The following is a 26,687-nucleotide window of genomic DNA, read 5'->3' as shown; positions in this document are numbered from 1 at the left end:
CATGCTGAACAATGTGCGGCCCGGCACCCTGCTCGGTCTCGGCGTCCTGGCCGCCGCGCTGCTCACTGGCGCGGTGTGGCTCCTCTCACGCGGGCTGGAGGTGGCCTTGCTGCCCGACCGCGGCGCGTCCTGGTACTACTGGAAGCTGCCCGAGCCGACCGTGTGGACCCGGCTGTCCGCCTGGAGCATGTACGCCGCCCACCAGCTGGCCCTCTGGGGACTGATCTTCTACGCCCAGACCCGCGTGCGCGCCTACACCGGCGGCCTGCACCGCGTCAACGTGGTGGCGCTCGCGGTCAACGCCGCCTTCGTGCTCGCGCACATGCTCCAGACCCGCCTGTTCTACGACGGCCTGGCCCAGGACGTGTCGATCTTCAGCTCGCAGGGGTCGGTGATCCTGCTCCTGGTCGCCGTCCTGATCATGGAGAACCGGCGCCGTGGCATGTTCTTCGGCCGCCCGGCGCCGATCGCCGCCGAAGTGGTCGCCTTCGCCCGCCGCTACCACGGCTACCTGTTCAGCTGGGCGGCCGTCTACACCTTCTGGTACCACCCGATGGAGGGCACCAGCGGCCACCTGATCGGCTTCTTCTACATGTTCCTGCTCCTGGTGCAGGGCAGCCTGTTCCTCACCCGCGCCCACACCAACCGCTGGTGGACCCTGACCCTGGAACTGTGCGTGGCCGTCCACGGCACTCTCGTGGCCGTCATGACCAGTGGCCCCGGCGGCGCCTGGCCGATGTTCCTGTTCGGCTTTCTCGGCGTCTTCGTCCTCACCCAGATGCACGGGCTCGGCCTGTCCCGCCCCTGGCTGTGGACGTTCGGCCTCGGCTACGCCGCGGCGGCGCTGATCGTGTACGGCCTGCGGGCCGACCCAGCCGCCATCGCGAAGGTCCCGCTGATCCCGGCCATCGACTACGTGCTCGTGGCACTGCTGGCCCTGCTCACCTGGCTGGGCCTGCGCGCCCGCGGACATCGCCGGCGCGATGCACGCCCACCTCGGCGACCAGCCGGGTGACGGCGATGCCGCCATCAGCGATGCACGCCCGGTCCGCGGGTGATGACACGGCCGTGATCGCGCGCCGGGCTGGGACAATCAGCGTGTGCGCGAAGACGACAAGGACATCAGCTCCTGGCCGACGGGCCGGCTGCTCTCCGTTGCGGCACGGCTGGTGGAGGCCCGCTTTCACGATGTGCTGGCCGAGTACCGCCTGACCCACGCCGGAATGATCGCGTTGCATCACCTGACGAGCTCCCCGCTGACACAGCGCGAGCTGGCTCGCCTCAGCCGGGTGACCGATCAGACCATCAGCAAGACGATCGAGCATCTGCGCAAGGTGGGCTACGTCAGCAAGGACACCGACGCCCGCGACCGCCGGCGCGCCCTGATAACGATCAGCGACACCGGCCGCACCGCGCTGGAGAGCGTGCGGAAGCAAGAACGCCAGTCCGAGCGCCTGCTCGGTGCCGTCGACGACTACGACGCCTTCCGCCGGCAGCTGATCAAGCTGATCACCCACACCTGAACCCGCCCTGCTGGCCGTCCTCGACCAGGACACCCACTGGCACCTCGGCTACATGATCCCCGCGGGCACGCTCCCCACCTCCTGAACCGCAGCTCCGACGACGCGCTCGACACGGCCTGCCGCCAGGTGGAACGCCCCTGACCAGGATCCACGCACTCAGCCCCACCTGCTGACCATCGTTCATATGATCAGTCTGCTGAACAAATTTCCGGGTGAGGGCAACCGCGCGGCGTACCGGCTCCGAATACGCCTGTGTGGAGACCATTGCCGTGCCGTACAACCGGGACCCGCGCGTTCACGATCATCCGGCGCCCAGCGCCGCACCCGGCGACGATGCCTGCGGTGCAGGCGTGACTCCGCCTTTGTCCACGAACCCTGGCGATCACCGCGCGGCGTCTCACCCGGGACTGCCGGCCCCTTTTCTGAGGACGTGATCATGAAACGACGCAGGATCGCGGTGATCGGCAGTGGTATCGCCGGTCTGACCGCGGCCTACGTGCTGCAACGCGACCACGACGTGACGCTGTTCGAGGCCGACGAACGGCTCGGCGGCCACGCCCACACCCACGACGTGCCGACGGGGACGGTGGACAGCGGCTTCATCGTGCACAACCAGCGGACCTATCCGCTCCTGACGAGGCTGTTTCGCGAGCTCGGCGTGCGAACGCGCGAAACGGAGATGAGCATGTCCGTCTCGTGCGCCGGCTGCGGGCTGCAGTACGCGGGCGGCAAGGGGGCGTCCGGCCTGTTCGCCCAGCGCCGCCTGCGGCCCGCCTACCTGCGCATGCTGACCGAGGTGCCGCGATTTCACCGCGCGGCGCGCCGTACGCTGGCGACGGGGGACGAGCGCACGGTCGGCGCGTTCGCGACCGGCTTCTCGCCCTACTTCGACGCCCACTTCCTGACGCCGCTGATCTCGGCGGTCTGGTCGTGCGCACCGGATACGGCCCGGCGGTATCCCGCCCGCTACTGGTTCTCGTTCCTGCGAAACCACGGCATGCTGTCGGTCGGCGGTTCCCCGCGCTGGCGTACCGTCGCCGGCGGCTCGCGCGCCTACGTGGAGCGCATCGCCAAGGGACTGTCGGCCGTGTACACGAACTGCGCGGTGCGCGAGCTGCGCCGGTCGGGCGGCAACGTGGACCTGGTCGCCGACGGCAGGCATACCTTCTCGGCCGCGGTCGTGGCCACCCACCCCGATCAGGCGCTGCGGCTTCTGGCCGCGCCCACGACGGCCGAGCGTGAGGTGCTCGGCGCCATCGGCTACTCGCGCAACGAAGCCGTCCTGCACACCGACACCACGATCCTTCCCACCGCCGCGAAGGCCCGCGCGTCCTGGAACCTGCGCATGGACTGCCGTCGCGCCGACGCGGGGAGCGTGCGGGTGAGTTACGACATGGACCGGCTGCAGGGCCAGCCGTACCTGGTCAGTCTGGGCGAGCGGATCGACGAGCGGCACGTGGTCGCCCGGATGGTCTACCACCATCCGGTCTATACGCCCGTCTCGGTCGCCGCCCGGCGGCGCCTGCCCCGGCTCAACGATGAGCGCATCGTCTTCGCCGGCGCCTACCACGGATGGGGATTTCACGAGGACGGCTGCCGCTCCGGGCTGCTGGCCGCCCAGGCCCTGGGCGGCCGCTGGTGATCGTCTACGACTGCGTCGTCACCCACGCCCGGACGGAGCCCGTGCGGAACACCTTCCGCTACCGCACGGCATTGTGCCTGGTCGACGCCGACGAACCAGCGCGCAGGTCGCTGATCGCGCCGCCCGCGGGACGCGGTGACCTCGACGCGTTCCTCGCCCGCCACGAACTGACCGCCGACCGGGTCCTGACCCTGGCCCACCACAGGCTGCTGGGCTGGGCCTTCGACCCCCTGCGGGTGCACTGGTGCTTTTCGGCCGGACGGCTCGCCGCCACCGTCGCGGAGGTGCGCAACACCTACGGCGGGCGTCACCGCTACCTCCTGCGGCCCGGCGTCCGGGACATCGCCAAAGACCTCTACGTCTCACCCTTCAACGCGGTCGACGGCTCGTACCGGATCGATCTTCCGGTCCCCGGTGAACGGCTCGCGCTCACCGTCACCCTGCACCGGACGGGCCGGCCCCCCTTCGCCGCCAGTGTCCGCGGACGTGCCGTACCGGCGATGAACACGCGCCACCTCCTGACGCCGATCCTCACCATCGCCCGCATCCACCGCCAGGGAATCGGCTTGTATCTGCGCGGGCTCACCGTCCAGCCGCGAGAAGCGCGGCGATGAACGACGTCAGCACCTGGGTGCGCGCCCAACTGGCCCGGCAGCTCTTCCTGCGCGTCGCCCGCCGCATGGGCCCCGCATGGACCGGATTCCGGCTCCATCGGCCGGACGAGTTCTTCCGCCGGGTGGGCACCGACGGACTGATCGGGTTCGGCGAGTCCTACACGGCAGGAGACTGGGACGCCGACGACCTCGCCGGCCTGCTGACCGCGCTGGCCGGCGAGGTCGACACCCTCGTGCCGCCGCCCTTGCAGCGGCTGCGACGCCTGGCGCTGCCGAGAACGCCGCCGAACGAGCGCGGCAGCCCGGCCGGAGCACGCCGCAACATCCCCCGGCACTACGACCTGTCCAACGACCTGTTCGCTTCCTTCCTCGATGAGACCATGACCTACTCCTCCGCCTGGTTCGCCGACCCGGGCGCCGCCACCTGGGCGGATCTGGCGCCCGCGCAGCACCGCAAGATCGACCGTCTGCTGACACAGGCGGGCGTCGGTCCGGGCACGCGCCTGCTGGAGATCGGCGGCGGCTGGGGCGAACTGGCCATCCGCGCCGCCGGGCGAGGCGCCGAGGTGGTCTCGATCACCCTGTCCAAGGAGCAGGCGGAGCTGGCATGGGAACGAGCGCGGGAACTGCGGGGTCCGGGACGAGTCGAGTTCCGCCTGTGCGACTACCGGGAGGTCGACGGCCGCTACGACGCGATCATCAGCGCCGAAATGATCGAGGCCGTCGGCGCCCGGCACTGGCCGGAGTACTTCGCGGTGCTCCAGCGCCGCCTGGCCCCGGACGGCCGCATCGCGCTGCAGGCCATCACGATGCCGCACGATCGTATGCTCGCCACGCTCGGCACCCACACCTGGGTGCAGAAGCACATCTTCCCCGGCGGCATGCTGCCCTCGATCCCGGCGATCGAGAACCTGCTGGGTGGGCTGCGCATCGTGGACCGGCTGTCGCTGCGTGAGCACTACGCCCGCACCCTGCGGCTGTGGCGCGAGCGCTACCTCGAGCAGCGCGAGGCCATCAGCGACTTCGGCTTCGACGAGACCTTCCACCGCATGTGGACCCTCTATCTCGCCTACTCGGAAGCGGGATTCCGGTCCGGCTACCTCGACGTCTGGCAGCTCACCCTGGAAAGGAGACGTTCTTGACGACGATCGCGGCCCGAGCGGGACACTCGATCGACACGCTCTTCGGCGGAAGTCCACCGGTGGCGATTCGCTTCTGGGACGACAGCATTCACGGCGACGGCCCGGCGGTCGAACTGCGCAGCCCCCACGCCGCCCGGCACCTGCTCTGGAGCCCGGGCGAGCTCGGCCTGGCCAGGGCCTACGTCAGCGGCCACCTCCGCTTCGACGGTGACCTCACCGAGACGCTGCGCCGCGTGCGCGCCTCGGCCACCTTCCGCCCTCACCCCCGAGCCCTGCTGTCGCTGATCCGGCTGCCCGGCGTGCTCGGCCCGCGCCCCTCTCCCCCGGCCTGCGAAGCGAGGCTGCGCGGCCGGTCGCACACCCGCCGACGCGACCGCGCGGCCATCGCCCACCACTACGACCTGTCGAACGAGTTCTACCAGCTCATCCTCGACGACTCGATGGCCTACTCGTGCGCCGTCTTCGCCTCCGGCGACACCCTGGAGCAGGCGCAGCGGCGCAAGCTCGACCGTATCTGCGACCACCTGGAGCTACGGCCCGGCATGCGGATCCTCGACGTCGGCTGCGGCTGGGGATCACTCGCGCTGCACGCGGCCAGAGAACGCGGTGTAGCCGTCGTCGGCGTCACCCTGTCGCACCGGCAGAGGCAGTTCGCCCTCGACCGGTCCGCCGGACTGCCTGTCGAGATCAGATCACAGGACTACCGCGACATCACCGACGGCCCCTACGACGCGATCTGCTCCATCGAGATGGGTGAGCACGTGGGCCAGGCAGGCTACCCCGGCTACGCGGCCACGCTCCGCCGGCTGCTACGTCCCGGCCGCCGGGCGTTCATCCAGCAGATGTCACGCGAAAGCCGCCCCGGCGGCGGCCCGTTCATCGAGCGCTACATCGCCCCCGACATGCACATGAGACCCCTCCGTCAGACCACGGCGATGTTGTCGGCGGCGGGATTCGCGGTGGAGGCCACCCACTCCCTCGGCCACCATTACGTACGGACCGTCCAAGCCTGGCAGGACCGCTTCAAGGCCCGCCTCGACGAGGTCAGAGCGCTGATCGGCCCGGAACGCGCCCGCGTCTGGGAGCTCTACCTGGCCGGCGGCATGCTCGCCTTCGAGCAGGGCCGCATGGACGTCCATCAGATCGTGCTGAGGAGAGACCGATGATCGTCTTCCTGTCCTGCTCCACAGGGGTGGCCTTCCTCCTGGTGATCACTTTCGGAGTGGCGATCAAGGCGGGTAAGCATGCCGTCATCGACGTGGCCTGGGGCCTCGGCTTCACCCTCATCGCGCTGACGGCCTTCCTGCAGAGCGCCGACGGCGACCTGCCGCGTCGTGTCCTCCTGGCCCTTCTGACCTGCCTGTGGGGGGTACGGCTGGCGCTCCACCTGGGCCGGCGGGTCGCAGCCGGCGGCGAAGACCCCCGCTACATGGCGCTTCTGGCCAAGGCCCCGGGCAACCGCGACGCCTACGCGTTCCGGATAATCTACCTGACCCAGGGCCTGATCATGCTGTTCGTCTCGCTCCCCATCCAGGTCGGCATGACCACGACCGGGCCGGTCGGCTGGCTGGGCTGGGCCGGCGTGACGCTCTGGCTGGTCGGGTTCGTCTTCGAGACTGTCGGCGACCGGCAACTGGCCCGCTTCCGCGCCGACCCCGCGAACAAGGGGCGCGTCCTGGACACCGGCCTGTGGCGCTACACCCGCCACCCCAACTACTTCGGCGACGCAGCCGTCTGGTGGGGACTCTTCCTCATCGCCGCCGAACGCTGGCCCGGCGTCCTGACCATCCTGTCTCCGGTCGTCATGACGTACTTCCTGCTCGCCAAGACCGGCAAGCCCATGCTGGAGCGGCAGTTGTCGTCCACCCGGCCCGGCTATGCCGACTACATCCGCCGCACCAGCGGATTCGTTCCTCTCCCGCCCAAGCGCCGATGAGGGCCCGGGGCGATCGACCGGCGCTCCCGGCATCACGACCACCACGATTCGAAGGACGCTCCCATGGTCATCGTCGTGACCGGCGGCACCCGCGGCATCGGCCGCGGGCTCGCCGAGCAGTTCACCAAGCATGGCCACCAGGTCATCACCGGCGGTTCGCAGGACGCCGACGTCCGCGATCGGGCCCGACTCCAGGCGATGTGGCGCACCGCCATCGAACGCCACGGCAGAGTCGACATGTGGATCAACAACGCCGGGATCACCCAATCCCGGCTCCCGCTGTGGGAACTGCCGGAACAGCAGGCGCGCGACGTCGTGGACGTCAATCTCACCGGTGTGATCAACGGTAGTGCGATCGCGCTGGCGGGAATGGCCGAGCAGGGCCACGGCCACGTGTGGAACATGGAAGGACTCGGCAGCGACGGCCGCGCCGTACCGGGACTGGCCGTCTACGGCGCGACCAAGCGGGCGCTGACCTACCTGACCAAAGCCCTGGTCAAGGAGGTGCCCCAAGGCATCTCGGTCGGCCTGCTCAGCCCGGGTATGGTCACCACGGACCTGCTGCTGCACGAGTTGACCCCGCGCGCCAGGAAGATGTACGACATCCTGGCCGACCGGGTGGAGACGGTCGCGCCCTGGCTGGCCACACAGGCACTGACCAAGGCCACGAACGGCGCACACGTCCGCTGGCTCACCCCCCGCAAGGTCATCTACCGGCTCGCCAGCGCCCCCTTCACCAAGCGCAAAGGTGATCCCATAGCCGCGCGTCAACCGATGTACGCGCCGTCCAGGCCCGCGATGAACCGCCCGGCACAGGCGGGCGGGGAAACGGAACGGGTTCAAGCGTGTGGACGGGCGGCCAGGAGGCGTTGTTTCCCGGTGAGGATGTGCTCCTCCATCAGCTTCGCGGCCATGGTCGGGTCTCTGGCCGCGATGGCGGCGACGATCCGCTCGTGCTGGGCGTTGGATACGGCGCGAGCCTCCGGGCTGTCCAGTCCTTGACGCCGGTAGAGATGCAGTTCCTTCGAGGTGTCGTCGTAGAGCTCACCAAGACGTGGATTGCCGGACAATGCGACCAGGGCGCGATGGAGGTCGACGTTGCGCGGATAGTAGTGGCCGATGTCAGGGCACCTGCCCAGCTCGGCCACCTGCCGGGTGAGCGCCTCGAGTACGGCGGGGGCGGCGTTCTCGGCGGCCAGCCGTCCCGCGAGCGTGAACAGGCCGGCCCGGATGTCGTAGAGCTGGGCCGCCTGCTCCGCGGAGATCTCTCTGACGAACATGCCCCGGTTGACGCGAAACTCGGCCAGCCGGCCGCGCTCAAGCCGGCGGCAGGCCTCGCGGACCGGCCCCCTGCTGACGCCGAGCCGTTCGGCCAGGGCGGATTCGTTGATCCTGTCGCCGCCCTTGAGCGCGCCACTGATGATCAGGTTTTCGAGATCCTCGACGATCATCGCCGGCAGCGAACCTGGCCGCCGTTCCACCACCCGCCGCCGCGACGCCTGGGTGTGATCAGCCACCCGCCCTTCATACGCGAGCGATCCAGAAATTGCAAATCGTTGACAGTTTGCAATTCTGGGCTCATTCTCAACCCAATCCACCTCAAGGAGCGCAATGAAGATCAGGGACATCCGCGCCAGCGTTCACACCACGTCGATCAAGGTCCCCCTCCTGGAAGGACGCGTCGAGGGGTACGGCAGGGCCGAGCAGAAGGAGTTCGTCTTCTGTGAGGTCGAGACCGACGAAGGGCTCACCGGAGTGGCCATCACGGGACACTTCCTGGCGCGCTCCGTCGTCACCGCCCTGGAACAGCACTTCTTGCCGGTCGTCTCCGGCATGGACGCCCGCGAGATCGAGGCCATCCATCAGCGGGTCTGGCAGGCGCTCAACCCGCGCACGATGACCGGTGTCGTCTCCAGCGCGCTGTCGCTGCTGGACATCGCCCTGTGGGACATCGCCGGAAAGCATGAGGGCCGCACCGTGGCCAGCCTGCTCGGCGGTGCCCGTACCAAGTTGCCCGTGTACGTGACCTTCGGCGTGCCCCAGTACGACGTCGACCAACTGGCCGAGGCCGCCAAACTGCAGGTCGCCGCGGGCTTCACCGCGCTGAAGATGGTCGTCGGGGTGGACAAGGGCGGCTGGCGCGAGGACGCGCGCCGCATCCGCGCCGTACGCCAGGCCGTGGGCGATGACATCGACCTGATGATCGACGCCAACTATCTCTTCACGCCGACCGACGCCAAGTACCTCTGCCGCGCGGTGGAGGACTGCGGGCTCACCTGGTTCGAGGAGCCGCTGCACCAGAACGACGCCCGCGCCCTGGCCGACCTGCGACGCACCACCCGCATCCCGCTGGCGGCCGGGCAGATGGAAGGTCACCGCTGGCGGCTGCGGGAACTGGTCGAGCACCAGGCCGTGGACATCCTGCACCCCAACCCCTGCTACTGCGGCGGCTTCACCGAAGTCCGCAAGGCCGCCCATCTGGCCCAGGTCTACAATCTGCCGATCGCGCACGGCGGCGGATGGCCGCTGTTCGCGATGCACGCCCTGGCCGGCCTGATGAACGGCTGGATCCTCGAATGGCACATCGGCATGGTCCAGGTCGGTCAGCAGTTGTTCCCCGGCTCTCCCCAGGCGGAGAACGGCACGATCACCATCCCCGAACGGCCCGGCCTCGGGCTCGACGTCGACCGGGACGCCTTAAGAGACACCAAAGTCTCCGGATGACCGGGCGAAGGGACAATCATGATGAACATCGTCGGCGTCCGCGACACGGTCGTGCCGATCCGGTCGCGCATCCGCAATGCCTACATCGACTTCCAGACCATGACCGTCTCGGTGGTCGCGGTGCTCACCGACGTGATCCGCGACGGCCGGCCAGTGGTCGGCTTCGGCTTCAACTCCAACGGCCGCTACGACGCCCAGGGCCTGCTCAGGAACCGTTTCATTCCCAGGCTGCTGCGAGCGGCCCGCGAGGAGCCCGCCGCGCTGCTGGACCCGTCCGGCACGAACCTGGACCCCCGGGAGATCTGGGCGATCCTCATGCGCAACGAGAAGCCGGGCGGGCACGGCGAGCGATCGGTCGCCGTCGGCGTCCTGGACATGGCGCTCTGGGACGCGACCGCCAAGATCGCCGGGGTTCCGCTGTGGCGGCTGCTCGCTGATCGCTTCAACAGCGGTGCGGCGGACTCCCAGGTGTTCGTCTACGCCGCGGGCGGCTACTACGACCCGGACAAGGGAATGGCCGGGTTGCGGGACGAGATGCGCTCCTACCTCGACCGCGGCTACTCCGTGGTCAAGATGAAGATCGGCGGCGCCGACCTGGACGAGGACCTGCGCCGCATCGAGACCGTGGTCGACGGCGTGCTGAACGGCGAGGCCGACCGGCTCGCGGTCGATGCCAACGGCCGCTTCGACCTGCGATCGGCCCTCGCGTACGCGGACGCGCTGGCGCCGCTGGGCGTGCGATGGTACGAGGAACCCGGCGACCCCCTGGACTTCCGGCTCCACAGCGTTCTCTCCGAGCGGTACCGGGGATCGCTCGCGACCGGAGAGAACCTCTTCAGCCACCTCGACGCGCGCAATCTCATCCGCCATGGCGGCATGCGCGGCGACCGCGATGTCCTGCAGTTCGACCCGGCCCTGTCGTACGGCCTGACCGAATATCTGCGCACGCTCGACATGCTCGACATGCACGGCTGGTCCCGGCGCCGCTGCATCCCGCATGGCGGCCACCAGTTCGCGCTGAACATCGCCGCCGGGCTCGGTCTCGGCGGCAACGAGTCCTATCCCGACGTGTTCGAACCCTTCAACGGCTTCGCCGACCACATTCCCGTCGAGTCTTCGCTCGTCAAGCTTCCCGACGAGCCCGGACTGGCCCTGGAGACGAAGTCGGAACTGTACCGCACCGTCCTCCAGCCACTCGCCGAGTTCTGAGGCACTCTCATGGGCACCCACCCCCCGAAGCCGATGCCCGCCATCCGGCTCTGCATGATCATCACAGCCCTCGTCGTCACGACCGCGGCCTGCGCGAGCCGGCCGGCATCCGACCAGGGCGGCTCATGGCAACCCCGCCAGGACGTCCACCTGATCATCCACGCCTCGGCCGGCGGCGCCACCGACCTGATGGCACGGACCGCCGCGAAGGCCCTCACGGAACAGAAGATCGTCGCCCGCTCGATCCTCGCCGAGAACCGGGAGGGCGGCAGCGGCGCCGTGGCCTACACCTACCTGCGAGGCCAGTCCGGCAACGCCCACTACATCGCCGCCTACTCCGGCACCTACATGTCCACCCCGGCCGGCCGGCAGGCCGACTACCACTACACCAGCTACTCGAACTACTCGGTTGTCGCCGAAGACGCGAGCGTGCTCGTGGTGTCCGCGGCCTCGCCGTACCGGACCCTTCAGGAGCTGGTACGGGCGGCGAAGGCGCGGCCCGGCGCGATCCGCTACGGCGGCACCCAGACCGGCGGCGCCGACTCCATCGTCCACCACCTCCTGCAGCTGAAGACCGGGACGAAGCTGGCCTACGTCCCGTTCGACGGCGGCAGCGAGGCGAGCGCGGCGCTGTTGGGCGACAACGTGGATGTGATCAGCTCCAACCCCAGCGAGATCAAAAGCCTGATCGACGGCGGCCGGATCCGCCCCCTGGCGGTGTCCAGCGCGGACCGGATCGCCGGCCTCGACATCCCCACGTTCCGGGCACAGGGCGTCGACCTCGTGAGCACACAGGCGCGGGGCTTCATCGGCCCGCCGCAGGTGACGGCGGCGCAACGCGCGTACTGGGAGGCCGCCCTCACCCAGATGACCAAGACCGAGCAGTGGCGGGCCTACCTCCGCGCCAACTTCCTGCAGCCGGCCGTTCACATCGGGGCCGACGCCCAACGCTATCTGGATCGGGAGTGGCAGAAGTACGTCTCGCTCTTCCAAGAGTTAGGGCTCCGGCCGAAGTAGGCCGGGACGGGAGAAATGTCATGACGAGCAACCGCCTCGCCGGGCACCTGGTGACCGGCATCCTCAACGTCCTGATGTTGCTCTGGCTCTGGCAGGCGTGGCTGCTGCCCTACACCGTGGACGGCCGGCCGGGCCCGGGCTTCTTCCCCGTCTGGCTCTCGGCGATCGGGCTGGTGCTGGGGGTCGCCATTCAGGTGGCCGGCATCCGGGCGCCGCGCGAGCGGGCCAGCCTGGAACCGGACCCCGGGCAGCATGGCGCGGAACCGGACGGCGTGGGACCGGAGTCCGGCCGGGCGGGAGCCGTACGGCTGGGAGGCGCCCTGCTGGGCGGCGTCGCCCTGCTGGTGCTGATGCCGCTGCTCGGCTTCGTCACGGGGCTCGCCGTCTACCTGGCCTATCTGTGCGTGGTGATCATACGGATGCGGGTGATCGGCGCCATCGCGATCAGTCTGGGCACCGCGGCCACGATTCATCTCGTCTTCGCCGTGCTTCTCGGGGTGCCCTTCCCCACCGGCCTGCTGGGGATCTGACATGGACCTGATCGGAAACCTGGCACACGGATTCGCCATCGCGTTCACGTGGACCAACCTGCTGTTCGCCCTCATCGGCGTCATGCTCGGCATGGTCGTCGGCGCCTTGCCCGGAATCAATCCCTCCGGCGGGGTCGCCCTACTGCTGCCGATCGGCGCCGCGCTGGAACCCGCGACCGCGATCATCATGCTCGCCGCCACGTACTACGGCGCGATGTACGGCGGCACGCTGACCGCGGTGATGGTGAACATTCCCGGCGACTCCGCCAACGTGGTCACCACCCTGGACGGCCACGCGATGGCCCGCAGAGGTCAGGCGGGCAAGGCACTGGGGATCGCGGCGATCGGCTCGTTCATCGCCGGCACCACGTCGGTGGTGGCGCTGATGATCGCCGGACCGCCGCTGGCCGACTGGGCCGTCCGCTTCGGGCCACCGGAGTTCTTCGCGCTCACCCTGCTCGGGCTGACGTTGCTCACCGCGCTCAGCGGCGGGTCGCAGGTCAAGGCCGCGTTCATGGGCGTGCTCGGCCTGCTGATCGGCAGCGTCGGGATCGATCCGATCGTGGGCCTGCCGCGATTCGCCTTCGGCGACATCAACCTGCTCAACGGCATCGACTTCCTGGTGGTGATCATCGGCTTGTTCGGCCTGGCCGAGGTCGCCGACCTGCTCGCCCACCGGTTGCACACCCCGCCGATCAAGGAGAAGCTCGGCGGTCTCCTCCCTGACCGGGAGGACTGGCGCCACGCCGGGGCACCGATCGCGCGCGGCAGCGTGGTCGGCTTCATCGCCGGGATACTGCCCGGGTCCGGGGGCACGCTGGCCTCGCTGCTGTCCTACTCTCTGGAGGCCCGCGTCGGAAAGCGCCGGGACAGACTCGGCACCGGCATCATCGAGGGCGTCGCCGCTCCTGAGTCCGCCAACAACGCATCCGCCACCGGGGCGATGGTCCCGATGCTGACGCTCGGAATCCCCGGATCGGGTACCACCGCGGTCATGCTGGGTGGCCTGCTGCTCTACGGCATCCAGCCCGGCCCCCTGCTGATCAACGACCACCCGGACATCTTCTGGGGCCTGGTGGCCAGCATGTACATCGGCAACGTGCTCCTTCTGCTGATCAACCTGCCGGCTCTGCCGCTGTTCGTGAAGGTCGTGCAGGTACGGCCGGCGACGCTGGTGCCGATCGTGGTGGGCATCGCGCTGGCCGGCACCTACAGCATCCGCAACAGCCTGTTCGACGTCGCGCTGGTGATCATCATCGGCGCCGTGGGCTATCTGCTCCGGCGGTTCGGCTACCCGGCCGCCCCGCTGGTGCTCGCCCTCGTCCTCGGACCGCTGGCCGAACGGTCGTTGCGGCAGTCGCTGCAGATGTCCCAGGGCAGCCTGTCCATCCTGGTGGAACGCCCGGTTTCGCTGGCTCTGCTGCTCACCGCTGTCGCCGCGATCGTGCTGCCCCTGTCGCTACGGCTGAGACGGACAGCCCGGAAGCCCTCGCGCACGGCGTCCGCGGAGCCGGACCCCTAGAAGGCCCTCTTCCGCTTCGGCTCCGGGCTTGTCCTGGAGACAGGTGCAGAGGCGGATCCGGCGCACTCGCCGAGGCGCCCCTCCTGAGCGTGCGCGGCGATCTCCCCGGCCGATCCGGTCTCAGACGCCGTACCGGATCAGGACGAGCTGGGAGGACGGCAGCTGGCGGGCCTCCAGGAGCTGCAGGGACAGCGGGGCGGGCAACTCGAAGGCCGGGGTGCCGCCGCCGAGGATCCTGGGGCCGACCATCAGGTGCAACTCGTCGACGAGGCCGTGCGTGAGCAGGTCGTTCCAGAGCACGTGGCTGCCGAAGATCAGGATGTCCCGGCCGGGCGAGCGCTTGAGCCCGGCCACCGCCTCATGGGCGGCGCCGCGGTTGACGATTCGCGTGCCGCGCCAGGGCGCGGTCCGCTCCGGCGGCAGGCTGTCGGAGACGACCGTCTTGTCCATGGCGTTGATGAGTCGTGACATCTCCCGCAGAACGGGACGGGCCCCGGGGTCGCCGGCGACTCCCGGCCAGTAGGCCCTTGCCCCTTCGTAGGTCAGGCGTCCCAGCACAAGGGTGTCGGCGGCACGCAGCCGTTCGGCGTTGTACTCGTCGAAGGCATCCTCTTCCGGCATCGCCATGAAGTCCTTGCCGGGCCCTTCGAAGTAGCCGTCCGGGGTGACGATGTTGGTCACGACGACCTTGCGCATACTGCTCTCCTTTTTCGGGGTTGTCAGGAGTGCAGAGACAAAGGCCGCCGTGAACTCATCGCTCCTCGGGCGATATTTCCTGAGAAAGTCTGAAAACTTGATGAAGCTGCGGGTCCAGGAACCCAGTGAGCTCGACGATCTTCCCGCCCCGCACGCTCAGCACCAGGAGCGCGGCCAGGACGAACCGCGGGTGGCCGGGAGTCCGCTGGTAGCAGGCGAAGCCGAGCTGGCCGTTCGCCGCGATCGGGCGCAGCAGCCAGTCGAACGCGAACACACGCTCCACCAGGAAGCGGCGGACGTTCTCCCGCCCGTCGAACCAGGCGGGAAGCGGCGGCATGGTGAACCGGGCCTCGCGCGCGAGCAGCGCCACGAGCCCGTCCACGTCCGCTCGCTCCCACGCGTTCACGAACGACGCCACCAGCTCACGCCGTCCATCCGCACCGAGCGCGGCCAGTTCGTCGCGCTGGCTGACCGGGGGCACCCGCTTGCGCATGGTCTTGCCCGCCCGCTGCAGCGCGCTGTTCACCGAGGCCACCGAGGTGTCCAGAAGACCGGCCACCTCGGCGGCGGAAAACCCCAGCACCTCCCGCAAAATCAGCACCGCACGCTGCGTACCGGGCAACTGCTGCAGCGCCGCCACGAACGCCAGCTCGACGCCCTCCCGCCGCAGATAGCTGCCCGCCGGTCCGGGCTCGTCCGCCGCCAGGTCGTCCGGCCACGGCTCCATCCACACCGGCCCGCCCACGAACTCCCCGAGATCGTCGGTACGGCCGCGCGCCGCCTCCCGGTCCGGTGACATGACCCTCGGCGCCCGCCTGCCGTTCAGCCGCAGACAGGTGTTGGTGCTGATCCGATACAGCCAGGTACGCAGCGAGCTCCGCCCCTCGAACCCGGCCAGCCCACGCCAGGCGCTGAGCAGCGACTCCTGCACCGCGTCCTCGGCGTCGTGCGGCGAGCCGAGCATCCGGTAGCAGTGCGCGGCCAGCTCGCCCCGATAGGCCAGGACCAGCCGTTCGAAGGCCTTCTCGTCACCGGCGCGGGCCCGTTCCAGCAACAGATGCTCATCCACATCGGCAAGGCTAGATCCCTGACGGGCCCGGTCCCCGCCTCGCGCGGCGGTGAGCGTCAGGGCCGGGGCGCGACTCCGCCGCCGAGGGCGTCGAACAGGCGCTCCAGCCGGGCGCGGTGGCCGTCCGCGACGGCGCCGGCCGCTTCTCCGGCGATCAGGCGCCGGGCGGTCTCCGTCAGCACCGTGGCGTAGCCGGCGACGAAGAAGGCGGCGAGCAGCGGAGCGTCGCCATCGAAGGCCGGGTCCCGTTCGAGCTCGCCGGCGAGAGTCTGCTGGAGATCGAAACCGATCTCCCTGGCGCGGGCGACCAAGGCCGGCGAGGCCACGACGGTCCGGAAGAAGGGAACGGATCCGTCCTTGAGGCCGGACAGGGCGTGCCGCTCTTCCAGGAGACGGAACGTCATGTCGCGCAGGGAGTGGAGCACCTCGGTGCCCGGGTCACGCTCGCGTACCGCCGAGCGCAGGAACTCGACGGCGTCGACCTCGCGGTCCAGCAGGAGGTCCTCCTTGCGCGGAAAGTGCTTGAAGACCGTCACGGCCGAGACCCCGGCCTCCCGCGCGACCTCCGTGACCGTGACCGTGTCGAACCCGCGGTCCAGGAACAGCCGGGTCGCGACCTCCGAGATCCTCGCGCGCGTCTGTGGTCCGCCTCGCGCTCCGGTCCTGGGCATCCCGACCCCACTTTCTTGTGTGACTTAACTTAGTGACATAACCTAGTGGCATGTCATCCTTCATTGTCTCCGGAAAGCGCCCCAGCGGGCCGCGCGCCACCACCGCTCCCCGATCGCTGCGGGAGGCGTGGGTCGCGTTGGCGGGGCTGTCGGCGGTGTTCCTCTTCGAGATGCTGGACAACTCGATCCTGAATGTCGCGCTGCCGGTGATCGGACGCGAGCTGCACGCCTCGACCACCGCGCTGCAGTGGGTGACCGGCGCCTACGCGGTGGTGTTCGGCGGGTTGATGCTGGCGTTCGGCGCGATCGCCGATCGGTTCGGCCGGCGGCGGATCATGCTGCTCGGGCTGGTCCTGCTCGGCGTGGCGAGCCTGGCGACCGCCGTGGTCACCACCCCCGAGCAGCTGATCGCCGTCCGGGCCACGATGGGGGTCGCCGCCGCGATGACGACCCCGGGGTCGATGGCGCTGGCGTTCCGGCTGTTCGGCGAGGACGGCCTGCGCGTGCGCGCGCTGACCCTCATCTCCACCGTGGGCCTGGTCGGGCTCGCGATCGGCCCGACCGCGGGAGGCCTGGTGCTGGCGATCGCGCCGTGGCAGGTCCTGCTGCTGGTGAACGTGCCGATCGCCGCGATCGCGTTCTTCTGCGTGCGGTACGGCATCGCCGCCGACGACCCGGCCGGACTCCACCACGACCCCCTCGACGTGCCCGGAATGCTGCTGGGCACGGCGGCGATCGTGCTCACGCTCCTCGCGCCGACGCTGTTCGTGGACGAGGGCTCCGGCTCCTGGGCGCCCTGGGCGACCACCGCCGCGGCCGCGGCTTCGGTGATCTGCTTCGTCCTGCGCGAGCGCCGGGCCCGTCATCCGCTGCTCGACCTGAAGCTCCTCGCCCTCCCCCTGGTCTCCAGCGGCCTGGCCTACAAGGCCGCCGCCGGGCTGGCGACCGCCGGGCTCGGCTACATGGTGACGCTTCAACTGCAGCTCGACTGGGGCTGGCCGCCCGCCCTGGCCGCCCTCGGGATGCTGCCACAGGTCGTCGTGCTCATCGCGGGCAGCCCGTTCGTCGACCCGTTCGTGCGCCGCGTCGGCCTGGACCGGGCCGCCTGGACCAGCACCGCGGCGGTCGTGTCTGGCCTGGCCGTCTACGGCCTGCTCGGCCGGTTCGGCTACGTGTGGATCGCGCTGGCGCTCGTCCTCGTGGCGGCCGGGATGCGCGTCGTCGGAGTCGTCGCCGGGCTGAACGTGGTCCGCGGCCTGCCCGCGAACCGGACCACCATCGGCACCGCGCTCGTCGACACCGCCTCCCAGGTCACCTCAGGCACCGGCATCGCCGTCACCGGCACCATCCTGGCCCTGCTGTTCACCGGCGGCATCGCCGCGTACCCCTGGAGCCCACGGCAGACCGGCGAGTTCCACCAGGCCGTCACCACGGCGAGCCTCACCCTCACCGTCGTCGCGGCCGCCCTCGTCGCCTGGGGCTTCGTCCGCACCCGGCGCGCCGCCGGCGACCGGGCGGCCGGCCCCCACGATGGGGAGTACACCGCATGACCGACCCCCCACATCCGCCCACCCGATGACCGGGAACGCAGCCTCCTCCCGGCAGCCGTTGGCGGTCGTTGGCGGTCAGCCCGCTTCCGGTCTCGGACCGCCGTCGACCCTGTCACCCGGCTGCCGTGAGGTAGCGGGTGAGCATGGCCACCAGTTCGTTCTCGAAGCGGGAGACGTCGACGGGATCGGGGGCGGCGATGAGCCGGTGCACGGCTACCGCGAACTGTACTGACCCGATCCCAAGGTGATCTTCCGAGCGCCGCCGGCCCGCTGGCGCCCAGGGAGCCGGGCGCCCACACCGTCATCGACGGGGAACCCGAGCACCGCGACGACATCGGCGCTCCGGCGGGCCGCATGTACGCCTGCGTGTCGCGGGCACGCTCGCCCCGCCTCGTCGTGGACCTCTGACGACGACATCGCTCACCCGTAGCGTGGCTATCAGGCCCACTGGTGCCCCGCTGCCCATGCCTGACCATTGGCCTGCGGCGACACCGGCCGGCCTCACCGGGTTCCCCGGACCTGCGGCAGGCGTGGGCGACTCCGCCGTCGGGGTTGCGCTCGCCGCGCCGGCCGTCACACTGAACCTCATGGTGCGATCTTGTGCGGTTCTGGCCGTGCAGGGCCTGATTGTCGTGGCCGCGCTGATCTCCTTCCTGCTGTGGCCGGGCTGGCCGACCGCGCTGATGCTCGCCGCGGTCGTCCTGGCGGGCTGGTCGCTGCCGAAGGTGCTCAGGCGCAGGCACTTGAGGCGACTCGCCGCCACGGCCGACCTCCTGCGCACCCGGCTCCCGGCCGAGCAGGAGCAGCTCGTCCTCGCGCTGGCCCGGTACGCGACGGCGCTGTTCCTGGCAGGCCGGCTGGAGCAGGCCGCGGCGGTGAGCGGTGAGCGCGTCGAGCGGCACCGCGCCTTGCTGGACACCGACCGGCGCACCCGCCTCAAGGGGTACGGCCACGCCCTCGACGAGCACTGCGGCATGCTCGCCCTGGCGGGACGGCCACTGGAGGCGCTCGATCCGGCGGCCGAGGCGGTGCGGATCCGCCGGGAAGGCCTCGGCGAGTGGCGCGGCGGTCCCGACTTCCATCGGGACGTGGCCCTCGCCCTGGTGGCCCAGGCGAGGCTGCTCAGTGCCGCGGGCCGGCACGAGGAGGCCGCACGGATCGGCCAGGAGGCCATGGCGGAGCTGGAGGGGATCGGCGCGCGCGACGACTACAGCTACCTGCCTTCCCTCGCCGAGGCCCTGGACGCGATCGCCGCCGTCGAGCGGGCGGCCGGCCGGCCGGAGGCGGCGCTCGCGGCGGCGCGGGAGGCGGTCGAGTGCTGCGAGAAACTGTTCAGGGTCTACGCGGGCGAATACCTGAGCCTGTACGCGCGGGTCACCGGCACCCACGCGCGCATCCTGTCCTCGACGAACCCGGCCGAGGCGTTGTCGGCCAGTGCGGCCATGGTCGAGCTGACACGATCAGCGGCACGCCAGGACGCGCTGGTGTATGCCCCGGCAAGGGTCGTCGCGCTGACTGCGCGCGCACTCGTGCTGAGCGCGGCGGGACAGACGCGCCAGGGCCGCCGAACCGCACGCCTGGCGCTGTCCGCCGCCCGCCGCACGGCACCGGACCTTCTCGCCGAAACCCGGCAGCAGCTCACCGGGCTGCTGTAGGAATCCCCCCGGCAGAGCCGATCGTGGCGTCCTCGATGTGCGCCCGCGCCGCCCCGGCGATGCTCAGGCTCGGCCCGTCCACGAACTCGCTGATCAGGTACGGCGTGGCCGCGTCGAGATCGTGAGCCAGCACGCGGGCCGTGCAGGAGGAGGCCACCCGGCCCAGCGCCGCGACCTCCCGATCCGGACCGAACCCGCTGCCGGGCCGGAGCACGTTGACCGCGACCCTGTCGCCTTCCTCGTCATAGCCCTCGTGGACCACGGCCTGCCCGCCGGCGCCCAGCCTGGCCCCGAGCCAGTAGCCGCCGACCTGGTAGGGACGCCCAGGATCGTCCATGATCACACGCTAACGCCGGGCCCTTGCAAAGGACTGAACGCGTACTTCCCTGGACGTAGCGGGCGCCACACCTCATGACCGAGCACCATGCCGGCCGTACAGCCGAATCGTCATGCGGCGTTTGACACGCCATACAGCTAACGGCTATCTATTGGCTAACCGTTAGGGGGATGCCGTGCAGGACGCAGTGCTGGCGATGCTCGCCAAGGAGCCGTCGCACGGGTACGGCCTGCGCGCCCGGCTACGCCAGAGCCTGGGCCCGCTGGGCGAGTCGATGAACCCCGGCCAGATCTACGTGACCCTCTCCCGGCTGGAGAAGGCCGGGCTCGTCGTCTGCGAGCGGGAGGACGGCCTGCCCGAGCGCCCCGACCGCAAGGTCTACGCGCTGACCCCGGCCGGCCAGCAACGGGTGGCGGCATGGCTGACCGAGGTGGGCTGGCCCAAGCCGGACCAGGCGGAGTTTCATCTCAAGCTCGTCGCGGCGGCCGCGTCCCGGCTCGCCGACCCGATCGAACTGGTGGCGGCGCAGCGCCGCGAGCTGCTGCGCCGCCTGCGCGAGGCGCAGCGGGCGATCCTGGCCGAGCCGGCGGGTTCCAAGGCCGTGCTGCTGCTGGAGGGGGTCGCGCTGCGGCTGCAGGCGGACCTGCGGTGGCTGGAAGCCTGCGAGCGGACCTGGTCCAGGGCCGCCGACGACAGAGTCGAGGATGGTGCGTGAACGAACCGGGTGCCGTGGTCCAGGTCCGTGACCTGGTGAAGGAGCACGGTCAAGGGGACAGCCGGGTACGGGCGGTCGACGAGGTCGGCCTGGACGTGCCCGAGGGACAGACGCTGGCGGTGATGGGGCCGAGCGGCTGCGGGAAGTCGACCCTGCTGCACCTGCTCGGCGGCCTGGAACGGCCGTCGCGCGGAGAGGTGTGGCTGGCCGGGCAGCGCATCGACACCTTGAGCGAGAGGGCTCTGGCGCGCATGCGGCGCAAGTCGGTGGGGTTCATCTTCCAGGCCTTCCACCTGGTGGAGGAGCTGTCGGCGACGGAGAACGTGGAACTGCCCGCGCTGCTGGCCGGGCACTCGCCGCGCCAGGCCCGGCGGCGCGCGGGCGCCCTGCTCGAACGGGTCGGGCTCACGGCGCGCGCCCGGCACCTGCCGTCCGAGCTGTCGGGCGGGCAGCGTCAGCGGGTCGCCATCGCCCGCGCGCTGGCCAACCAGCCGCTCGTCGTCATGGCCGACGAGCCGACCGGCAACCTCGACAGCGCGGCCACCCTCGACGTACTGCGGATCTTCGAAGAACTGCGTTCGGCCGGTCAGACGCTGCTGATCGTCACGCATGACGAGCGCGTCGCCGCCGGCGCGGACCGGCTGATCTCGATGCGCGACGGGATGTTCGTCGACGACACCAGCTTGGCCGGCTCCCACCCGCGCGGGCTCGGCGGCCTGATCGGGCTGGAGGGCTGAACGGCATGGGCTCCATCGTGCTCGTCGCGCGCCTGGCGCTCGCCGACGTGCGCCGGCACCCGTCCCAGGTCGTGATGCTCGTGTTCGCGGTAACCGCCGCCACCGCCACTCTGGCTCTTGGCCTGTCCCTGAGCGGGACCAGCCAGACGCTGTACGAGCAGACCCGCGCGGCCACCGCGGGGCCGGATGTGGTGGCGCTCTCCGGCGAAACGGGCTCCGCCGCGACCTCGGCCCTGGCCGGCCTGACCGACGCTCCCGGCGTGGCCGGACACCACGGCCCCTATCGCATCGTCTACGCGAACCTCACCACGCGCGACGCCACGGCGTCCCCGGTGGTGGTGCACGGCTTCGCCGAGAAGCCCGGCGCGCTCAACCGGCCCCTGGTGACCTCCGGGCAGTGGGTGCGTCCCGGCGGCACGGTCCTTGAGCGCGGCTTCGCCACCGCGCTGGGCGTCGGCGTCGGCGACCACGTGACCATCGCCGGCCGGTCGTACCCCGTCACCGGGATCGCCGTGACCGCGGCCACCTCCATCTACCCGTGGGCGGCGCAGATCGGCCCGTACGGCGGCGCCAGCGACTACACCGGCCTGGCCTGGATGACCCGATCCGATGCGCGGGCCCTGGCCTCGTCCCACGATCTCCCGGTGACCCTGGCCCTGGACCTCAAGCTGCGCGACCCCGCCGCGACCGAGGCGTTCAGGGAGGCCAACCGCAACCACGCCATCAGGATCAACTTCCACTCCTGGCAGTTCAAGGCCGATCAGGACGCCGTCATTCTCCGGGGTGCCCAGCCGATCCTGGTGCTCGGAAGCTGGCTGCTCAGTTTCCTGGCCATCACCGGGGTGGCGGCGCTGGCCGCGGGCCGTGCCGTCCAGCAGACCCGGCGGGCGGGGCTGCTCAAGGCCGTCGGCGCCACCCCCGGCCTGATCGCCGCCGTCCTGCTCACGGAGTACCTGGCCGTGGCACTGCTGGCCGACGTGCTGGGGCTGGTGATCGCGCGGCTGACCGTGCCCGTCATCGCAAGCCCCACCGCCAGCAGGGTCGGCGACGTCGGCGGGCCGAGCGGTTCCATCATCGCCGCGACGACCGTCCTGGCCGTTGCGGTGGCGGTGCTGTCGGCGCTGCGTCCCACGCTGCGGGCCCTGCGCACCGCGACCATCGCCGCCCTGTCCGAGACCGTTCACCGGCCCCGCCACCGTCCCCGGCTGACCGCGCTGTCCGCGCTGCTGCCCACGCCGTTCCTGCTCGGGCTGCGGCTGACCGCCCGCCGTCCGGGCTGGGTGGTGCTGCAGGCGTGCTCGACCGCCACCACGCTGATCGCGCTCACCGGCCTGCTGTCCCTGTCCGTCCAGTCCTCAAGGGGCTACGGCCTGAACGGCTCCACCGCCCTGCCGAACCTGCGGGCCGAGAACTCCGGCCATCTGCTGATCGTGGTCTCCGCCCTGCTGATCGCGCTGGCCGTGGTGAACATCATCGCGTTCACCTGGACCACGGCGATGGAGGCCCGGCCGAGCCTGGCCATCGCCCGTGCGCTCGGCGCCACCCCCGGGCAGGTCTCCGCGGGGTTGTCCATCGCCCAGCTCCTGCCCTGCCTGCCCGGCGCCCTCATCGGCGTCCCCCTGGGCAGCGGCGTGTTCTCCGTCTTCAGCCCCGGCAACGCGATCCACGCGCCGGACTCCTGGATGCTCATCGCCGCGCTCGCGACCCTCCTGGTGACGGTGGCCCTCACCGCCCTGCCCGCCCACATGGCCGCCCGCCGCCCCGTGGTACCGGTTCTCACGGCCGACGCAGCGTGATCGACCGGCAGCGCCGGCCGACCGGTTCGGCCGCGAGCTCGTCCCTGGGCTCCGCTCCCTGCTGAGCACCCACGCGGAGGCATATGAGACACGCTCTTGGGGCGGGGTTTCGCTCCTGATCGGAAGGCTCTGGAACGGTCCGGTATCAACGCTTGCCGAACGTGATTTCGGAGCGGAGGCTGAAGTCCCCGGGAGCCGCCGATGCCATCGCGAAACACCGTGCTCATCGCCGCCGCGCTGACCGCGCTCAGCGTCGGCGTCGCCGCCTGGCTGATCGTCACCCGCGATACCGCTCCAGCCGCCCAGAGCGTGAGCACCGTCGGCCCGGACGGGGAGCGGGTCGCCTTCGAGGGCGGCTGGATCGAGATCCCCCCGGGCGCGATCTCCTCTCCCACCACCTTGCGAGTACGGCCCGCGGCCGCGATGCCGCCCAGCGCGCCGGTGACCGGACTGACCGACCAGCTCGGCACGGGCATCTCCGTCGACCTGTCCGGGACCCAGCCGGCCAAACCGCTGCGCCTCGGGCTGTCGCTGACCGGCCCGCCCGCGGGCATCCCGGCCGACCGCCTGGCCATCGCCACGGCGCCCCAAGGCGGGCCGCCCCGGCTGCTGCCGGCCGGCTACGACGAAGCGGGCCGTACCCTCGTCGCGGAGATCGACCACCTCAGCGACTTCTGGGCCGTCGCGACGGACGACGCGGCGATCGCCCGGCAGGTGGCGACCTTCGCCGCGCAGATGCTCAAGCAACGAGCGCCCGAGCCGAGCGGCGAGACGTCGATCGAGAGCGTGGTGAGCTTCGCTCCCGGCGATTGGGGGAAGCCACCGGATCCCTGGTTGTGGGGCACGCTCGCCGACGGCGACGGCGAGTTCACGGCATCGGTCACCAACAACCGGCCGGTGGGGTTCGTGGTCGTGGCCGAATCGGGGATGAAGGTCCGGCAGGACCTGCCCTCCAGCCTGGAGGAGGGGTTCACCCGGCTCGCCTACCTGACGTACAAGGCGGTCTACGGTGACGAGGGCGCCGTGCTCACCGCCGGGTCCCAGCTCGGCATCGCCGTACCCCATGCGAAGTTGTCCGCCTCCCGTGACCCTGGCGGCCTGCTCGCGCGAGGTGGCCCGCTGAAGATCGCCACCGTCCGGCCGCATCTCGCCGTGTACGCCGCGCTGGTGATCCAGGTGGTGATCATCGACGTGGCCCTCGTCCTGTCGAGAGGATCCTCAGTCGGAGCGCTGAGCATCGCCAAGGCGCTTGAGACCAAGGGCACGGTCAACTGCGTCGCAGGGGCGCTCCAAGGCCTGGGCTCCGCGATCACCGACGGCCCTGCCCCGCTGTCCGACCTGCTGGTGGGCCAGCAGATCGGCGTGAAGTGCGTGTCGGCCCTCACCGACGCCGTGGCCGAGGCGCTCGACGACGCCGGCGGCCTCGTCACGGGCAAGCCCGCCGCGTTCGCCAAGCTTCTCGCCAGGGTCATCGACGTGGTGACCAAGAACATGAGCGTGCTGACGGCGGCCTGGGAGCTCACCCAACTGCCCCAGAGCTTCGAGCTGGCCGTCCAGCCGGAACAGGGCGAGAACGACTGGCGCAACCGGTCCTATTACCTCAACGGTGACGACCTCTCCGCCCAGCCCAGGCTGATCGACATCGCGGACGGCACGGGCGCGGGCGGCGGCTGGGAGGTGGGGATCGAGCAGATCGCCGAAGGCCGCATCGCCCGGCTGGGCAAGGTCACCGCCGTGCTCTTCCGCATCCGCCCCGTGCCCGGCAACTTCTTCACCCAGGAGTTGCGCGTCTTCCACCGCGACGGCCGCTACATCGGGCGCGTACCCACCCTCGTCCGCGAGCGGCTCTACCCGTGGTTCCAGCCCGGCACCACCACCTTTCCCGGCGGCCTGCTCGCCGCCGAAGTCAAGTTCTACGCCCCCGGCGACTCGCACGCGTCCGGGCCGTCGATCAAGCGCACGGTCAGGTGGCGCTGGGACGGCACCAGGTTCCTCCTCCACTCGGGCCTCTACCGGCCGGAACCGTCACCCACCCCGTCTCCGGTGACCGGCGACACGATGGAGGTCCAGTCGGCACAGGGCTGGCAGGACACCGGGATCGACATCGCCGGCAAGTTCAACGTCAGCGACCTGAACGAGGGCACCTGGACGGTGGACCACCGCAACCACCCCTACGTCGACGCCGGTGGCTACTCCGCCGCCGACGATCAAAGGATCGCCCAGGGCTACAAGTACGACGCCGGCAGACCGTACGGCTATCTTCTGGGCAGGCTTGGGCAGCGGGTGTTCCCGGTGGGCGGAGGAGGGCTGTTCGAGCACACCGGGGACCGGCCGGCCCGGCTCTACCTGCGCATCAACGACGCCGACCAGGCCCTCGGCGACAACGCGGGCAGCATCAAGGTCGACATCAACCCGTGGCCATCGTGACCGCGACGGCCCGGGATCGGTCACCCGGCACGAGGTGTCCTTGGCCATACGGCTGCCCGGCGCGGGAGCGGGTACCCCGGCATGATCGTGCACGGCGGCGGCCGACGCCTCGCCCGGCGGGGTTGCCGCCCCACGCCGCCCCACGCCGCCCTACGGAAACCAGACCCGCGTGCACGCGGCTCGTCGCTCGCCATGAATTCCATCCTGACGGGCGGTACCGGGTTCACCCCTTCGGGTGAGGCGGGCCGATTCCGCCCGGCCTACTTTCGAGTTTGTGCGTTTCCTACGTCTCATACTTCTCAGCGTTGTCATGCGCGCCGGCCGGACAGCCCCGGCCTTTGCCGGTGGCCAGGGGAAAACGAGGTCATCATGACTGCGTCCCCGACGCGCTCCAGTTCTGCCAGATCAACTACTTCCGATGTCACGTGGTTTTTCGCGATCGCCGTCCTGCTGTGTTTCGCGTTGTCCGTTCCGATGGTCTTCCGGCTCGTCCCGGCGGACTTCAACAACCTGATCACTCCGGTCCTGCAACTGACGCCGCTGCTCGCGGCGATCATCATGTGGCTTGCCCGGCGACCGGGAACGTTCCGGGAGACGTTCGCCACCAGGTGGCGCGGCACGCCCACGTGGGCCGGCATCGGCATCGGCCTCATCGCCGCGATCGCCGCGATCCAGACCGCCATCGCCCTGGCGTTGGGGATCTGGCGGCTCAACCCGCTCGACCAGATCCTCGTGGCGACCATCTGGGTCGTTCCGGTCCTCCTCATGCAGTCGGTCTTCGCCATCGGCGAGGAGTTCGGCTGGCGCGGCTGGCTGGCGACGCGCGCCGCGTCATGGGGGTTCTGGCCGCTGGCCCTTGTCAGCGGCCTGGTCTGGATCGTCTGGCACCTGCCCGTCCTCGCCGTCATCGGTGACCGGCCCTTCTGGGACCTCGTCATCTACTACGCGGGCATGCTGCCATGGGCGCCGCTGTTGCTCGCGCTTCGCTGGCGGTCGGGGAGTGTATGGCCCGCCGTTCTGACGCACGGAGCGATCAACAGCATCCGGGTGTACCTGCTGCAGTCCGTTCCCAGCGCGACGGATCACCTGCTCATCGAAGTGATCGGCTGGGTGCTCACGCTCGCCGCCGCCGTGTGGCTGATGCGCCCGAGCCAGGCGCGACCCGTCCGCTAGTC

At 70.5% G+C, this 26,687-nt stretch carries 24 protein-coding genes and 1 pseudogene; 20 read left to right on the top strand and 5 right to left on the bottom strand.

Annotated features, from left to right (window positions below):
• Position 1 precedes the first annotated feature (1 nt).
• The 8 genes and pseudogenes from ACIBKY_RS43745 to ACIBKY_RS43710 all read left to right on the top strand — a co-directional run.
• Positions 2–1,015 carry a hypothetical protein gene (locus tag ACIBKY_RS43745; RefSeq protein WP_397106629.1) on the top strand — a complete coding sequence of 338 codons (1,014 nt, stop codon included), beginning with the start codon at positions 2–4 and terminating at the stop codon, positions 1,013–1,015.
• 85 nt (positions 1,016–1,100) lie between these two features.
• Positions 1,101–1,523: a MarR family winged helix-turn-helix transcriptional regulator gene (locus ACIBKY_RS43740; RefSeq protein WP_397106627.1), complete on the top strand. Its 423-nt coding sequence runs from the start codon at positions 1,101–1,103 to the stop codon at positions 1,521–1,523.
• Between the two features lie 436 nt (positions 1,524–1,959).
• A complete protein-coding gene (locus ACIBKY_RS43735; RefSeq protein ID WP_397106625.1) occupies positions 1,960–3,165 on the top strand; it encodes an NAD(P)/FAD-dependent oxidoreductase in 1,206 nt (401 codons plus the stop codon).
• Positions 3,162–3,779, top strand: coding sequence for a DUF1365 domain-containing protein (locus ACIBKY_RS43730; protein WP_397106623.1), 618 nt, complete (start codon positions 3,162–3,164; stop codon positions 3,777–3,779). Before ACIBKY_RS43735 ends, ACIBKY_RS43730 begins: the two co-directional genes overlap by 4 nt.
• Complete coding sequence (locus tag ACIBKY_RS43725) at positions 3,776–4,921, top strand: class I SAM-dependent methyltransferase (protein ID WP_397106621.1); 1,146 nt, start codon at positions 3,776–3,778, stop codon at positions 4,919–4,921. Before ACIBKY_RS43730 ends, ACIBKY_RS43725 begins: the two co-directional genes overlap by 4 nt.
• The gene (locus ACIBKY_RS43720; RefSeq protein WP_397106619.1) at positions 4,918–6,087 is read left to right on the top strand and encodes a class I SAM-dependent methyltransferase; all 1,170 of its coding nucleotides are present in this window, start codon (positions 4,918–4,920) and stop codon (positions 6,085–6,087) included. The genes ACIBKY_RS43725 and ACIBKY_RS43720 overlap by 4 nt, the downstream gene beginning before the upstream one ends.
• Positions 6,084–6,857: a DUF1295 domain-containing protein gene (locus tag ACIBKY_RS43715; protein ID WP_397106617.1), complete on the top strand. Its 774-nt coding sequence runs from the start codon at positions 6,084–6,086 to the stop codon at positions 6,855–6,857. The genes ACIBKY_RS43720 and ACIBKY_RS43715 overlap by 4 nt, the downstream gene beginning before the upstream one ends.
• 63 nt (positions 6,858–6,920) lie before the next feature.
• A pseudogene (locus ACIBKY_RS43710) lies at positions 6,921–7,406 on the top strand (SDR family NAD(P)-dependent oxidoreductase); the annotation flags it as partial.
• A 290-nt stretch (positions 7,407–7,696) separates the two neighbouring features.
• Here ACIBKY_RS43710 and ACIBKY_RS43705 read toward each other — a convergent pair.
• On the bottom strand, positions 7,697–8,374 hold the full coding sequence (locus ACIBKY_RS43705; protein ID WP_397106615.1) for a GntR family transcriptional regulator: 678 nt from the start codon (positions 8,372–8,374) through the stop codon (positions 7,697–7,699).
• Positions 8,375–8,468: 94 nt separating this feature from the next.
• On the opposite strand from ACIBKY_RS43705, the gene ACIBKY_RS43700 reads away from it, so the two are divergent.
• From ACIBKY_RS43700 to ACIBKY_RS43680, 5 genes are read left to right on the top strand one after another with little or no spacing between them, the layout of a single operon-like run.
• Positions 8,469–9,581, top strand: coding sequence for a mandelate racemase/muconate lactonizing enzyme family protein (locus ACIBKY_RS43700; RefSeq protein ID WP_397106613.1), 1,113 nt, complete (start codon positions 8,469–8,471; stop codon positions 9,579–9,581).
• Positions 9,582–9,602: 21 nt separating this feature from the next.
• Positions 9,603–10,790 carry a mandelate racemase/muconate lactonizing enzyme family protein gene (locus ACIBKY_RS43695; protein WP_397106947.1) on the top strand — a complete coding sequence of 396 codons (1,188 nt, stop codon included), beginning with the start codon at positions 9,603–9,605 and terminating at the stop codon, positions 10,788–10,790.
• 54 nt (positions 10,791–10,844) lie between these two features.
• The gene (locus ACIBKY_RS43690; RefSeq protein WP_397106611.1) at positions 10,845–11,807 is read left to right on the top strand and encodes a tripartite tricarboxylate transporter substrate binding protein; all 963 of its coding nucleotides are present in this window, start codon (positions 10,845–10,847) and stop codon (positions 11,805–11,807) included.
• A 20-nt stretch (positions 11,808–11,827) separates the two neighbouring features.
• Complete coding sequence (locus ACIBKY_RS43685) at positions 11,828–12,337, top strand: tripartite tricarboxylate transporter TctB family protein (RefSeq protein WP_397106609.1); 510 nt, start codon at positions 11,828–11,830, stop codon at positions 12,335–12,337.
• 1 nt (position 12,338) lies between these two features.
• Positions 12,339–13,859 (top strand): tripartite tricarboxylate transporter permease, encoded by a 1,521-nt coding sequence (locus tag ACIBKY_RS43680; RefSeq protein ID WP_397106608.1) that lies wholly within the window; start codon positions 12,339–12,341, stop codon positions 13,857–13,859.
• Positions 13,860–13,979: 120 nt separating this feature from the next.
• Here ACIBKY_RS43680 and ACIBKY_RS43675 read toward each other — a convergent pair whose 3' ends face one another.
• The 3 genes from ACIBKY_RS43675 to ACIBKY_RS43665 are packed head-to-tail and all read right to left on the bottom strand — an operon-like array spanning position 13,980 to position 16,295.
• Entirely contained in the window at positions 13,980–14,555 is a 576-nt protein-coding gene (locus tag ACIBKY_RS43675) for a dihydrofolate reductase family protein (protein ID WP_397106606.1), read from the bottom strand.
• Between the two features lie 55 nt (positions 14,556–14,610).
• Positions 14,611–15,624 carry an RNA polymerase subunit sigma-70 gene (locus ACIBKY_RS43670; protein WP_397106604.1) on the bottom strand — a complete coding sequence of 338 codons (1,014 nt, stop codon included), beginning with the start codon at positions 15,622–15,624 and terminating at the stop codon, positions 14,611–14,613.
• Positions 15,625–15,680: 56 nt separating this feature from the next.
• Positions 15,681–16,295: a TetR/AcrR family transcriptional regulator gene (locus ACIBKY_RS43665; protein ID WP_397106602.1), complete on the bottom strand. Its 615-nt coding sequence runs from the start codon at positions 16,293–16,295 to the stop codon at positions 15,681–15,683.
• Between the two features lie 50 nt (positions 16,296–16,345).
• Here ACIBKY_RS43665 and ACIBKY_RS43660 point away from each other — a divergent pair, with 50 nt between their 5' ends.
• Positions 16,346–17,845 (top strand): MFS transporter, encoded by a 1,500-nt coding sequence (locus ACIBKY_RS43660; protein WP_397106600.1) that lies wholly within the window; start codon positions 16,346–16,348, stop codon positions 17,843–17,845.
• A 587-nt stretch (positions 17,846–18,432) separates the two neighbouring features.
• Complete coding sequence (locus tag ACIBKY_RS43655) at positions 18,433–19,500, top strand: hypothetical protein (protein ID WP_397106598.1); 1,068 nt, start codon at positions 18,433–18,435, stop codon at positions 19,498–19,500.
• Here ACIBKY_RS43655 and ACIBKY_RS43650 read toward each other — a convergent pair.
• Positions 19,484–19,837 (bottom strand): hypothetical protein, encoded by a 354-nt coding sequence (locus ACIBKY_RS43650; protein WP_397106596.1) that lies wholly within the window; start codon positions 19,835–19,837, stop codon positions 19,484–19,486. The genes ACIBKY_RS43655 and ACIBKY_RS43650 overlap by 17 nt on opposite strands.
• A gap of 175 nt (positions 19,838–20,012) precedes the next feature.
• On the opposite strand from ACIBKY_RS43650, the gene ACIBKY_RS43645 reads away from it, so the two are divergent.
• The 5 genes from ACIBKY_RS43645 to ACIBKY_RS43625 all read left to right on the top strand — a co-directional run bounded on the left by ACIBKY_RS43645 (position 20,013) and on the right by ACIBKY_RS43625 (position 26,685).
• Positions 20,013–20,552, top strand: a complete 540-nt coding sequence (locus tag ACIBKY_RS43645) for a PadR family transcriptional regulator (RefSeq protein ID WP_397106594.1) — start codon at positions 20,013–20,015, stop codon at positions 20,550–20,552.
• Positions 20,549–21,289 carry an ABC transporter ATP-binding protein gene (locus ACIBKY_RS43640; RefSeq protein ID WP_397106592.1) on the top strand — a complete coding sequence of 247 codons (741 nt, stop codon included), beginning with the start codon at positions 20,549–20,551 and terminating at the stop codon, positions 21,287–21,289. The genes ACIBKY_RS43645 and ACIBKY_RS43640 overlap by 4 nt, the downstream gene beginning before the upstream one ends.
• 5 nt (positions 21,290–21,294) lie before the next feature.
• Entirely contained in the window at positions 21,295–23,085 is a 1,791-nt protein-coding gene (locus ACIBKY_RS43635; protein WP_397106590.1) for an FtsX-like permease family protein, read from the top strand.
• 201 nt (positions 23,086–23,286) lie between these two features.
• On the top strand, positions 23,287–25,512 hold the full coding sequence (locus ACIBKY_RS43630; protein ID WP_397106588.1) for a hypothetical protein: 2,226 nt from the start codon (positions 23,287–23,289) through the stop codon (positions 25,510–25,512).
• Positions 25,513–25,974: 462 nt separating this feature from the next.
• Positions 25,975–26,685, top strand: coding sequence for a lysostaphin resistance A-like protein (locus ACIBKY_RS43625; protein ID WP_397106586.1), 711 nt, complete (start codon positions 25,975–25,977; stop codon positions 26,683–26,685).
• Positions 26,686–26,687 lie beyond the last annotated feature (2 nt).

Source organism: Nonomuraea sp. NPDC050394 (assembly GCF_044459065.1).
Classification (GTDB): Bacteria; Actinomycetota; Actinomycetes; order Streptosporangiales; family Streptosporangiaceae; genus Nonomuraea.
Note: the sequence above shows the minus strand (reverse complement) of the source record. Positions and strands in the feature narration are given on the sequence as shown.

Bases quoted from the DNA above. Each gene is read 5' to 3' on its own strand.
- ACIBKY_RS43630 (WP_397106588.1), top strand. From the start codon at position 23,287: ATGCCATCGCGAAACACCGTGCTCATCGCCGCCGCGCTGACCGCGCTC.
- ACIBKY_RS43695 (WP_397106947.1), top strand. From the start codon at position 9,603: ATGAACATCGTCGGCGTCCGCGACACGGTCGTGCCGATCCGGTCGCGC.
- ACIBKY_RS43735 (WP_397106625.1), top strand. From the start codon at position 1,960: ATGAAACGACGCAGGATCGCGGTGATCGGCAGTGGTATCGCCGGTCTG.
- ACIBKY_RS43700 (WP_397106613.1), top strand. From the start codon at position 8,469: ATGAAGATCAGGGACATCCGCGCCAGCGTTCACACCACGTCGATCAAG.
- ACIBKY_RS43650 (WP_397106596.1), bottom strand. From the start codon at position 19,837: ATGGACGATCCTGGGCGTCCCTACCAGGTCGGCGGCTACTGGCTCGGG.
- ACIBKY_RS43725 (WP_397106621.1), top strand. From the start codon at position 3,776: ATGAACGACGTCAGCACCTGGGTGCGCGCCCAACTGGCCCGGCAGCTC.
- ACIBKY_RS43715 (WP_397106617.1), top strand. From the start codon at position 6,084: ATGATCGTCTTCCTGTCCTGCTCCACAGGGGTGGCCTTCCTCCTGGTG.
- ACIBKY_RS43685 (WP_397106609.1), top strand. From the start codon at position 11,828: ATGACGAGCAACCGCCTCGCCGGGCACCTGGTGACCGGCATCCTCAAC.
- ACIBKY_RS43745 (WP_397106629.1), top strand. From the start codon at position 2: ATGCTGAACAATGTGCGGCCCGGCACCCTGCTCGGTCTCGGCGTCCTG.
- ACIBKY_RS43690 (WP_397106611.1), top strand. From the start codon at position 10,845: ATGATCATCACAGCCCTCGTCGTCACGACCGCGGCCTGCGCGAGCCGG.
- ACIBKY_RS43680 (WP_397106608.1), top strand. From the start codon at position 12,339: ATGGACCTGATCGGAAACCTGGCACACGGATTCGCCATCGCGTTCACG.
- ACIBKY_RS43675 (WP_397106606.1), bottom strand. From the start codon at position 14,555: ATGCGCAAGGTCGTCGTGACCAACATCGTCACCCCGGACGGCTACTTC.
- ACIBKY_RS43660 (WP_397106600.1), top strand. From the start codon at position 16,346: ATGTCATCCTTCATTGTCTCCGGAAAGCGCCCCAGCGGGCCGCGCGCC.
- ACIBKY_RS43655 (WP_397106598.1), top strand. From the start codon at position 18,433: ATGGTGCGATCTTGTGCGGTTCTGGCCGTGCAGGGCCTGATTGTCGTG.
- ACIBKY_RS43665 (WP_397106602.1), bottom strand. From the start codon at position 16,295: ATGCCCAGGACCGGAGCGCGAGGCGGACCACAGACGCGCGCGAGGATC.
- ACIBKY_RS43635 (WP_397106590.1), top strand. From the start codon at position 21,295: ATGGGCTCCATCGTGCTCGTCGCGCGCCTGGCGCTCGCCGACGTGCGC.